The organism is Halochromatium sp. (genome assembly GCF_054919635.1).
Window position 1 is genome coordinate 1 of the sequence record NZ_JBUDPI010000093.1, and the last position, 11,041, is coordinate 11,041.

Below are 11,041 nucleotides of genomic sequence, written 5' to 3' on the forward strand. Positions count from 1 at the left end.
GATGCCTTGCCGCTCAACCTGACTGCCGGACTCACCGGTCGCGCTGTAGAGCATCAGTAGACCGAACCCAGAGATCAGGAGTACGAGCAAGAGCAACGGGAGATCGATATGCAGCTTGCTCGCCCAGCCACCATCGAGCGAATCTCGGTCGGCATCCAGATCGAGCTTCTTGAGCTTGGCCACCGGAACAGGCGAGTCAGGGGTTAGCGGCATCGGCCGCGCTGTCCGCAACCATCGGCGGGCGTTTATCCAGCAGCCAGCTGTCCATCACGGCACGTGCAATCGGCGCTGCCGTCGCACCGCCATGACCACCATTCTCGACGATCACGGCCACAGCGATGCGCGGTGCCTCGATCGGCGCAAAGCCAACAAACAAGGCATGGTCTCGCATCCGCTCGGCGACCTCGGCCTCGTTATAGGTCTCATTCTGGCCAACGGTGAAGACCTGCGAGGTACCCGTCTTACCCGCGATGCGATAGGCATCGCTGCGGATGCGCCGCGCAGTGCCACGTCGGCCCTCGACGACATTGGTCATCGCATCAATGATGGTCTGCCAGTGCGCCGGGTCCTTGTCGGGTAGCTGACGCCGCTTTACCTCAGTCGGCTCCAGCGGTGCCCCAAGACTCGCGCGGGTCGCCTTGACCAAGCGCGGCTGCACATAGACACCCCGGTTAGCGGCCGCCGCGGTGGCCGCTGCCAGTTGCAGCGGCGTCGCCAGGAAAGCCCCCTGACCGATGCCAACAATCAAGGTCTCACCCGGGAACCAGGGTTGTTTGCGTGCACGCTGTTTCCATTCCGGCGAGGGCAGCAGCCCGCCTAGCTCGCCGGCGATATCAGCACCGGTCGGTCGGCCGAAGCCGAACTCGGCGAGGTGGGTGTTCATGCGCTCGATACCCATCTCATGGGCGAGGCGATAAAAGTAGACGTCGCAAGACTGCACGATCGCATCCTCCATCGCGAGCGTGCCATGGCCTCCTCTATGCCAGCAGCGATAACGGTGCGAATGCCCGGGCAGCTGGTAATAGCCACCGCAATATTTTCCTTCGTAGGAAGTGGTTACACCCGTCGCAAGCCCGGCGAGTGCAACGAACTGCTTAATCGTCGAGCCCGGAGGATACTGGCCGCGAATCGCGCGATCGTAGAGCGGCCGGTCGATATCATCGCGCAGTGCGGCATAGGCCTTGAAGCCGATACCGCCAACGAAGGAGTTGGGGTCATAGCCCGGCGAGCTCACCATCGCTAGCACCCCACCCGTCTCGGGCTCGATGGCGACTACTGCGCCGCGATGATCGCCGAGCGCGGCAGCGGCATCGCGCTGCAGTTCGAGGTCAAGGAACAGGTGCAGGTCACGGCCAGGCACCGGCGTCTTCTGCTCGCGCCGCTCAAGCACGCGCCCGCGGGCATTGACGACGGCCTGCTGATAGCCGACATGACCGTGCAGCAATCCCTCGTGGTACTTCTCGATGCCGACCTTGCCGATGTGTGAGCTACCGGCATAGTCAGAGCTGTCGATGCGCTCGAGCTCCTGCTCGTTGATCCGCCCGACATAACCGACGACATGGGCGGTGTGGATGCCCTGCGGATAATACCGAGACAGCTCGGCAGCGATCTCTACGCCAGGAAAGCGATGACTCTGAACGGCAAACCGGGCCCGCTCGCGGTGGTTGAGATCGAGCCTGATCGGCACCCCTTCGAAACGTCGGCGCTGGGGCAATAGCCGCTCAAAGCGCTCAAGGTCCAGCTCCGAGATGGGGACGAGCTCAGACAGGGCGGCAATGGTTGCCTCCAAGTCCTTCACCTTCTCCGGCGCAATGGTCAGCGTATAGGAAGGCACATTATCCGCTAGCAGCACGCCGTTGCGATCATAGATCAGCCCGCGCGTCGGCGGCATCGGCTGGACCTTGATGCGATTGTCGTCAGAAAGCGTCGTAAAGTGATCGTGCCGAACGACCTGCAGCTGGAACAGCCGCAGCCCGATGAGGGCGAGGCTGAGCACCACCAGCGCTGCGAGGAAGAGCGCACGCAGGCGAAGCAGACGCTTTTCCCCGCGACGATCGGTAAATTGGTCTTCCGCCATCATTTGGACCCTAAGCGCTTGGTTACTCGCTCTCAGGTCACCGGGGACGAGAGCAGAAGTCGGTCGAACAGGAGACTAAGCCCTGGCCACAACAGCAGACCAATCAACGTCGGTAGCCAATAGGCCAAAGTGGGCGTTGGCTGACCGGTCGCACCCAAGACCCAAAGCGAAAGCAGCCGCTCGATCAAGAGCAATAGCCAGACCGCAACGGCTTGCTGCCAGAGCGGGAAGGCACGGATACGCCGATGCAGCTCGCCGGCCAGGTACGCAACCACCGATAACGACAACGCGTTCTCGCCAAGCAGCGCGCCGGCAACCAGATCCTGTGTGATTCCGAGCAGAAAGCCCGAAAAGACCCCGATCGCTGTCGGCCGCATCAGACACCAGTAGATGAGAATGAGCGTCACCCATTGCGGCCGGTACTCGTTGGCCCAGCTCGGCATTGGTACGATGCTGAGGAACAGTGCCACGACAAACGTCGAGACGACGAACAGCCCCTCGCGCGACCACATACTCATGAACGGCCATCTCTTGGCTCCGCCGCATCGGCTGGCTCAGCTGGGGGCTCACTGCGGCCGATGGCCTGCGCGGGCGCGCCCTCCAGGGTCCAGACCAGCAGCACCTCATGGCTTCGATCCAGCCTTGCGGTCGGCACCGCATGGACGGTTGCAAAGGAGCTGTTCGGATCATCAGCTACCTCGACGATCTGCGCCACTGGGTAGCCGGCCGGGAAGACACCCCCCATCCCGGAGGTCACCAGCAGATCCCCAACTCGGACGTCGGCATTCTTTGGCAGATGGGGCAGCTGCAGCTCATTGACCCGACCGGTCCCTGTCGCGATGGTCCGCAGCCCATTGCGATTAATCTGCACCGGCAAGGCATGGTCTGCATCGGTGATCAGCAGCACGGTCGCCGTGAGTGGAGTCGCGTCCACCACTTGCCCCATGATGGCATGGGCACCCAGTACCGGCTGGCCCACATAGACGCCCGAGACGGTGCCTTTATCGACCAAGACCTGCTGCCGATAGGGGTCAAGCTCGACCTGCAGCAGCTCAGCGACCAACACGCGATCGCTGACCTTGAATGAAGAGCCAAGCAGGTCGCGCAGCCGGCTATTCTCGGCTTGCAATGCCAGAAAGCGCTGCATCTGGCCGCGTAGGGCCAGGTTCTCGCTCTCCAGCAGGCTGTTGCGCTCGCGCAGATCCGCCTCGGTCGCAAATCGAGACTCAAGGTCGCGCGCAAGTCGACTGGGCTGGGCTGCAAGCCATTGGATCGGATAGACGGCGACGGTCAGGGTCGAGCGCAGCCATCCAAGGTAACGCCCTTGCGCATCGATCACCATCAGCGATAGCGCAAGCAGAACCGCAATCAGCAACCGCCACAGCGGTGAGGGACCATGATGAAACATCGCGTTTATGATGAAGACCCTCTGCGTTGAATCAACGCTCACTGATCGCCGAACGGACTCATTCGACCGCAAATAGTCCTAGCCCTCGCTGACCGATCATCTCGAGCGCCTTACCCCCTCCACGCGCGACGCAGGTCAGCGGATCTTCGGCCACCACTACCGGCAGCCCGGTCTCCTCAGCAATCAAGCGATCAAGATCGCGCAGCAGGGCACCACCGCCGGTCAGAACGATACCTCGCTCAGCGACATCCGCACCCAGCTCAGGCGGGGTCTGCTCAAGGGCATTCTTGACTGCGCTGACGATGCTATGCAGCGGCTCCTGCAACGCCTCCAGGATCTCGTTGCTATTTAGGGTAAAGCTGCGCGGCATCCCTTCGGCCAGATTGCGACCTCGCACCTCGATCTCGAACACCTCTTCACCGGGGAAGGCGGTGCCGATCTCATGCTTGATGCGCTCGGCCGTCGCCTCGCCAATAAAGGTGCCATAGTTTCGCCGCACATAGTTGATGATACTGTCATCGAAGGTATCGCCACCGATCCGCGCCGAGTTCGAGAAGACAATGCCGTTGAGCGAGATCACCGCCACCTCCGAGGTACCGCCGCCGATGTCCAGCACCATTGAGCCCCGCGGCTCATCGACTGCCAGCCCGGCACCGATTGCCGCGGCCATCGGCTCCTCGATCAGATAGACCTCACGCGCGCCCGCACCAAAGGCCGATTCCTTGATCGCGCGCCGCTCGACCTGCGTCGAGCCACAGGGCACGCAGACCAGCACGCGCGGACTGGGCCGGATCAGCCGCGACTCGTGCACCTTATGGATGAAGTACTGCAGCATCTTCTCAGTGACGGTGAAGTCTGCAATCACACCGTCCTTGAGCGGCCGGATCGCGATAATACTCTTTGGCGTCCGACCGCGCATCTGCTTGGCCTCCTCGCCAACCGCCGCAACCGACTTGCGGCCAACAGCCTGATCTTGGTGGATCGCCACCACCGACGGCTCGTCGAGCACGATGCCTTGCCCGCGGGTGTAGATCAGCGTGTTAGCGGTTCCGAGGTCGATCGAAAGATCGTTCGAGAACAGCCCTCGGATACGTCTCAGGAACATCGATAGATCACTCCAGCGTTGTCAGCCGCATCGCGCCCGACGATGGCGCGTAGAACTCGGGCACCGCCGAACGGGCGGCGCCGGATATTTGTAGATGGCCAATAAAGGGAAATCTCGGCGCCGGCTTTGCGCTGATCGAGCTCGAATCGCTCGCTCCTCATGCGCGCCGCGCCCGTGAGCTTGGGCAACGCTGGTGGCACAGCCGAGTCGCGGCAGCACGTTTCTCGCGATGGTCAAGATCGCGTCTTATCGAAGACTTCCACTAACAAAATCCCGGCTAATCTAGCAACCGAGCTGTCGTCGAGCAAGCAGATCATCGTTTGTCCCAACCAGCATCGCCCACCCAGCAGCCTTCATCGACGGACGTGGAATGGCCGGTCTGCGGCAGCGGATTGAGCCGCTCCTTGTCTGCGCAGGCCTAACCGCTTGTGGTAATTTGGCAGCGAACATCGAATCCAAGTCCTCCAGCCCCCAACCTGGCAAACCTTCACTATGGCCCTCGACACCAGCGACGTCGCCAAGATCGCGCACCTCGCCAGACTCGCCGTCAGTGACGGCGAGCTCGATCACTTCAGCACCGAGCTCAGCAGCATCCTCAACCTGGTCGAGCAGATGAGCAGCCTCGACACCACCGGCGTCGAGCCAATGGCTCACCCGCTGCACATGACCCAACGGCTGCGCCCGGACCAGGTCACCGAAGCGAACGACCGCGACCGTTTCCAGCCGATTGCGCCGCAAACCGAAGACGGTCTTTATCTGGTGCCAAAGGTGATCGAGTGAGCCTCATGTTTGACCAATCGATCACCGAACTGAGCGCCGCGCTGCAGGCACGCAAGATCTCGGCACGCGAGCTCACCGAGCGCTATCTCGGGCGCATCGAGCGGCTCGATGCAGAGATCAATGCCTATATCACGATCACCGCCGAACAGGCGCTAGCCGCCGCCGAGCGCGCCGATCAGCAGCTCGCGAGCGGAAATGCTGGACCCCTAACCGGCATCCCGATTGCCCATAAAGACATCTTCTGCACCAACGGGGTCAAGACCAGCTGTGGCTCGCGCATGCTCGACCGCTTCGTGGCGCCTTACGATGCCACTGTGATCCAGCGCCTAGGGGCTGCTGGGACAGCGATGCTCGGTAAGACCAACATGGATGAGTTTGCGATGGGCTCGTCGAACGAGACCAGTTTCTACGGACCCGTGCGCAACCCCTGGAACCTCGAGCGCGTACCCGGTGGCTCCTCGGGCGGCTCTGCGGCAGCGGTCGCCGCCGGACTCTGCGCCGCAGCCACCGGCACCGACACCGGCGGCTCGATCCGTCAGCCCGCCGCCTTCTGCGGCGTGACCGGCATCAAGCCAACCTACGGCCGTTGCTCGCGCTGGGGCATGATTGCCTTCGCCTCGAGCTTGGATCAGGCCGGCGTGCTCGCCCGCAGCGCGGCCGATGCGGCCCTGGTGCTGCAAGCGATGGCTGGCTTCGACGAGCGCGATTCGACCAGCGCCAATGAGCCGGTACCGGACTACGCCGCCCAGCTCGATGACAGCATCGAGGGACTCAAGATCGGCCTGCCCAAAGAGTACTTTGGCGAGGGGCTCGATCCAGGGGTCGCCGCGTCAGTCGAGTCCGCGATCAAGCAATACGAGGCTCTCGGCGCCAGCGTGCGCGAGATCAACCTAACAAACGCGCCGCTATCGGTGCCGGTCTACTACGTGGTCGCCCCAGCCGAATGCTCCTCGAACCTCGCCCGCTTCGACGGCGTGCGCTACGGCCATCGCTGCGAGGCGCCGCGCGATCTCGAGGACCTCTATAAACGCAGCCGCGCTGAAGGCTTCGGCGACGAGGTCAAGCGCCGCGTCATGATCGGCACCTATGTGCTCTCGGCCGGCTATTACGACGCCTATTACCTCAAGGCGCAGCAGCTGCGACACCTGATCAGCGACGACTTCCGTCGCGCCTTCGAGCAGGTCGATGTCGTCATGGGCCCGACCACCCCGAGCACCGCCTTTGCGCTCGGTGCAAAGACCGATGACCCAGTGGCGATGTATCTGAATGACATCTACACCATCGCCACCAACCTGGCCGGCCTACCGGGCCTGTCGATCCCCGTCGCGCCGGTCAAGGGGATGCCGGTCGGGCTTCAGTTGATCGGTGATGTCTTCCAAGAAGGACGCCTGCTCAACATCGCCCACCGACTGCAACAGGTCACCGATTGGCATCTCATGACGCCCAAGCTCGCGACCGCTTGAAGCCACGGCTGCGCGGTCCAGTCAGGATCAAGCATGCGCCTGAGCATCACCAGCGGCAACCGGCTGATCCTGACCCTTGGGGCGATCTTGGTCGCCGGCTTCCTCGCCGTCAATCTCTACAGCCTGCGCGTCTCCAGCGACGCGCTGCGTGAGCTATTGGTGCGCAACACGCTGCCCCTCACCAGCAACAATATCTACTCCGACATCCAAGAAAGCCTGCTGCGACCGATCTATATCGCCTCGCTGATGGCGCACGACACCTTTCTCATCGACTGGATGACCAGTGGAGAGCGCGACCCGGAGCAAGTCCAGCGCTATCTGCAAGCGATCCAGGAGCGATACGACGTCTTCTCAGCCTTCGTCGTCTCCGACCTGAGCCATCGCTACTACCATTTCGACGGCATCCTCAAGACGATCAACCGGAGGTCGCAGAAGGATCAATGGTTCTTCTCGATGCGCTCGCATCCAAGCCCGTATCGGGTTGACATCGACACCAACGAAGCTGCCAAGCACCGCCTGACGATCTTCATCAACCACAAGATCCACGATCAGGAGGGGCGCTACCTTGGTATTACCGGGCTGGGACTTGAAGTCGCCACCATGTCGAGCCTGATCGCCAGCTACAAGCGGCGCTATGACCGTGACATCTTCTTCGTCAACCGCCTCGGTGTCGTCCAAAGCCATGTCGAGGAAGCACTGATTGGCAAGGCCAACATCAACGACCGAGAAGGGATTCGCACAGTCGCCGACCAGATCCTCAGCGGCGAGCAGGGCTCGCTGCGCTACACCGGCGGCCAAGGACCGGTCTTCGTTCGCTACCGCTATATCCCCGAGCTCGATTGGGTCTTGATCGTTGAGCAGCCCGAGCGCAGCGCGCTCGCGTCGCTACGCGCCGCGTTCTATCGCAACCTCGCGGTCGGAGGCGGCGTCACCTTGGTCGTCCTGTTGATCAGCGCATTGAGTGTGCACCGCTTCCAGACCCGTCTCGAGCGTCTAGCGACCATTGACAAACTCTCGGGCCTCCACAATCGACAGAGCTTCGAGACCCTGTACAAACAGGCCACCGCGCAAGCAGAGCGCCAACAGCAGCCGCTGTCACTGCTGATGTTCGATATCGACCGATTCAAACACATCAACGATCAGCATGGCCATCTGGCCGGCGACCATGTGATCGAGCGGGTCGCGAGCCTTGCACAAGCGCGCCGCCGCGGCACGGACGTCGTCGCTCGCTGGGGTGGCGACGAGTTCGTGATGCTGCTCAGTGACTGTCCGATCGCTGACGCCAAGTGCTTAGCCGAGCAACTCTGTCGGGACGCTCGCGAATCGATTGAAGTACCGGGTTGCAACCGGGCTGTCACGCTGAGCATTGGCGTTGTCGCCTACCACCAGGGCGACACCCTCGATGAGCTCCTCGCGCGCGCCGATGTCCTGCTCTATCAGGCCAAGGGGGCGGGACGCAATCAGGTCGCCTCCGACGTAGGCGAGCACGCCTGAATCGGCTAAAACCACAAGGACAGTTGCAACGACTTCATCCAAGAGATCGACCCTCAGATGCCTCGTCGTCTTATCAATCGAGCGCAGCAAGACGGTCTCCGAGCGCGCCGGGCGGGCGTCCAGACTGGAGCCTAGCGGCCGCGACACCTACGTTAGCGCGCCAGTTCGCGCCGGCTGTCCACGCCCGGAAACCGCTAGCCCCGATCGCGGCGATGCGTGACCCGCGACTACGCCTCCCCGAGCGGCCGTTACAGCTCGATCGGCCTTTAGCGCCTCCACGTCTCGGCGCAATGCCTGCAGGGTTTGGCGCTGCGATTCGATCTGCACCTGCTGGGCTTCGAGCTGTCGCTGCTGTTGCTCAATGACCCCGAGCAAAGGTTCCAATTCAGTCGCATCATCAGCAAAAAGAAAACACCGGTTCAACGACTAGCGCTCGGTTTGGCGCTTCTGGGCTCGGTCTATCAATCAGGTTCGTGAAAGCCACGTGGAGGAGTTTGCACTGCGCTGGCACGTGTGTCGGGCAGAGGACTACGCGAGAGCCTTTCCACGAAAGGCCTTGAACCGGACAAGACCTCGATGAGTATTTGCAGTGCGCGGGACGGCCAGACAGAACCGAGGATTGGAATTCGTCTAGATCATTGACGGGGTCGAAGGTCTGCTCGCCACGACGCAGGTGCCTGTCGCCGCGGATGGGGCAGATCGTTCTGGCGCGCAGCGAGTTGGGCTAGAATGCATCGTCATCCGCACACGAGCGCCCGCCCGCCGACCAGTTCTGCGGTGAGCGCGCGGCGATCCATCTGACGAGAACCGAATCCGCATGCAATGGGAACCCGTGATCGGGCTGGAGATCCATACCCAGCTCGCGACCAATTCGAAGATCTTCTCCGGCGCCTCGACGGCCTTTGGCGCTGAGCCAAACACCCAGGCCTGCGCGGTCGACCTTGGCCTGCCAGGCGTGCTGCCGGTGCTGAACCTGGGTGCGGTGCAGCGAGCGGTGCAGTTCGGACGCGCGATCGCCGCCGAGATCGCCCCGCGCTCGGTGTTCGCGCGCAAGAACTACTTCTATCCGGACCTACCCAAGGGCTACCAGATCAGCCAGTACGAGCTGCCGATCGTCGGCCGCGGTCAGATCGAGATCGTGCTCGACGACGGCGCGGTCAAGACCATCGGCGTCACCCGCGCGCATCTCGAGGAAGACGCTGGCAAGTCGCTGCATGAGCCCTTCTCGGGCGCCGGCGGCGGTCTTACCGGGATCGACCTCAACCGTGCCGGCATCCCGCTGCTGGAGATCGTCTCCGAGCCCGATCTGCGTTCGGCCGAGGAGGCTGTGGCCTATGCGCGCAAGATCCATCAGCTGGTGCGCTGGATCGGCATCAGCGACGGCAACATGCAAGAGGGCTCGTTCCGGGTCGATGCCAATGTCTCGGTGCGTCGCCCCGGTGAGCCGTTCGGCACCCGTGCCGAGATCAAGAACATCAACTCGTTCCGTTTCCTGCAGCGGGCGATCGCGTTCGAGATCGAGCGCCAGATCGACCTGCTCGAGGACGGCGGCAGCGTGGTTCAGGAGACTCGGCTCTATGATGCCGACAAGGACGAGACGCGCTCGATGCGCACCAAGGAAGAGGCCAACGACTATCGCTATTTCCCCGATCCGGACCTGTTGCCGGTGGAGCTCGACGCGGCCTTCATTGAGGAGGCGACGGCCGATCTGCCCGAGCTGCCCGATGCGATGCGCCAGCGGTTTCGGGACGCTTACGGCATCAGCGACTACGACGCCGCGCTGCTCACCGCGAGCCGAGCAAGCGCCGCCTTTTATGAGTCGGTGGTCGACCTGACTGGCGATGCCAAGCTGGCCGCAAACTGGATGAACGGCGCGCTCGCAGCAGCCTTGAATAAGGCCGGGCTCGAGATCAGCGAGAGTCCGGTGACTAGCGAGCAGCTCGCTGGACTGATCAAGCGCATCCAGGACGACACCATCTCGGGCAAGATCGCCAAACAGGTGTTCGAAGCGATCTGGGCCGGCGAAGGCGACGCCGATCAAGTCATCGAGGCCAAGGGGCTGAAGCAGATCACCGACAGCGGTGCGATCGAGCAGATGATCGACGCGATCATCGCCGCCAACCCGCAGCAGGTGGAGCAATACCGGGCCGGCAAGGAGAAGGTGTTCGGCTTCTTCGTCGGCCAGGTGATGAAGCAGAGTCAGGGCAAGGCCAATCCGCAGCAGGTCAACGCCCTGCTCAAGGATAAGCTCAAGGGGTGAGCGAAGCGCCAGAGCCAGAGCCAGCGGAGGCTGGCTTGGCCAATGTGACCACTGGGCCAGTCCGGCTGACCGTTCGGCGTCATCTGTCCAGCCAGAGCAAGACTTGAACAGATGCAACAGTCGGAGAACGGCACCGATTTATGGCGGCCGAAGGCATCCAGCCGCTTCGCAGCTCAACAGTCTCGATCTCGGTAGCGCCTCGGGAAACTGCCCATACAGAGCGATTCCCGAGAGTGAGCTGAGGCCGGGATCAGCTCAGTGGCCACCACCCTTCAGCGCAGAGACGATGCCCTCGATCGTGTCCTTGGCATCGCCAAAGATCAGTGAGGTGTTGTCTTGGTAGAAGAGCAGGTTATCAACGCCTGAATAGCCCGGGCGCATCGAGCGCTTGAGGAAGTAGACCTGCCGCGCCTTGCCGGCATCCAGGATCGGCATACCGTAGATTGGGCTGGTC

At 62.5% G+C, this 11,041-nt stretch carries 9 protein-coding genes and 1 pseudogene; 4 read left to right on the top strand and 6 right to left on the bottom strand.

What is annotated here, in order from left to right; all coding sequences use genetic code 11:
• From ACY693_RS07710 to ACY693_RS07730, 5 genes and pseudogenes are all read right to left on the bottom strand, one after another.
• Nucleotides 1–183 (bottom strand): annotated as a pseudogene (locus ACY693_RS07710) (hypothetical protein); the annotation flags it as partial.
• Between the two features lie 13 nt (nt 184–196).
• Nucleotides 197–2,077, bottom strand: coding sequence for a penicillin-binding protein 2 (gene mrdA, locus ACY693_RS07715; protein WP_462321251.1), 1,881 nt, complete (start codon nt 2,075–2,077; stop codon nt 197–199).
• A 32-nt stretch (nt 2,078–2,109) separates the two neighbouring features.
• Nucleotides 2,110–2,595, bottom strand: a complete 486-nt coding sequence (gene mreD / locus ACY693_RS07720; RefSeq protein ID WP_462321252.1) for a rod shape-determining protein MreD — start codon at nt 2,593–2,595, stop codon at nt 2,110–2,112.
• Nucleotides 2,592–3,485: a rod shape-determining protein MreC gene (gene mreC / locus ACY693_RS07725; RefSeq protein WP_462321253.1), complete on the bottom strand. Its 894-nt coding sequence runs from the start codon at nt 3,483–3,485 to the stop codon at nt 2,592–2,594. Before mreC ends, mreD begins: the two co-directional genes overlap by 4 nt.
• Nucleotides 3,486–3,543: 58 nt before the next feature.
• On the bottom strand, nt 3,544–4,590 hold the full coding sequence (locus ACY693_RS07730; protein WP_462321254.1) for a rod shape-determining protein: 1,047 nt from the start codon (nt 4,588–4,590) through the stop codon (nt 3,544–3,546).
• Nucleotides 4,591–5,082: 492 nt separating this feature from the next.
• On the opposite strand from ACY693_RS07730, the gene gatC reads away from it, so the two are divergent.
• The 4 genes from gatC (at nt 5,083) to gatB (ending at nt 10,587) form a co-directional block, all read left to right on the top strand.
• A complete protein-coding gene (gene gatC / locus ACY693_RS07735) occupies nt 5,083–5,370 on the top strand; it encodes an Asp-tRNA(Asn)/Glu-tRNA(Gln) amidotransferase subunit GatC (protein ID WP_462321255.1) in 288 nt (95 codons plus the stop codon).
• A 5-nt stretch (nt 5,371–5,375) separates the two neighbouring features.
• Nucleotides 5,376–6,833 carry an Asp-tRNA(Asn)/Glu-tRNA(Gln) amidotransferase subunit GatA gene (gene gatA / locus ACY693_RS07740; RefSeq protein WP_462321256.1) on the top strand — a complete coding sequence of 486 codons (1,458 nt, stop codon included), beginning with the start codon at nt 5,376–5,378 and terminating at the stop codon, nt 6,831–6,833.
• A 33-nt stretch (nt 6,834–6,866) separates the two neighbouring features.
• On the top strand, nt 6,867–8,327 hold the full coding sequence (locus ACY693_RS07745) for a sensor domain-containing diguanylate cyclase (RefSeq protein ID WP_462321257.1): 1,461 nt from the start codon (nt 6,867–6,869) through the stop codon (nt 8,325–8,327).
• 817 nt (nt 8,328–9,144) lie between these two features.
• Nucleotides 9,145–10,587, top strand: coding sequence for an Asp-tRNA(Asn)/Glu-tRNA(Gln) amidotransferase subunit GatB (gene gatB, locus ACY693_RS07750; protein WP_462321258.1), 1,443 nt, complete (start codon nt 9,145–9,147; stop codon nt 10,585–10,587).
• 255 nt (nt 10,588–10,842) lie between these two features.
• On the opposite strand, the gene ACY693_RS07755 is transcribed toward gatB, so the two are convergent.
• A partial coding sequence (locus tag ACY693_RS07755) for an NAD(P)(+) transhydrogenase (Re/Si-specific) subunit beta (protein ID WP_462321259.1) occupies nt 10,843–11,041 on the bottom strand: 199 nt, incomplete at its 5' end.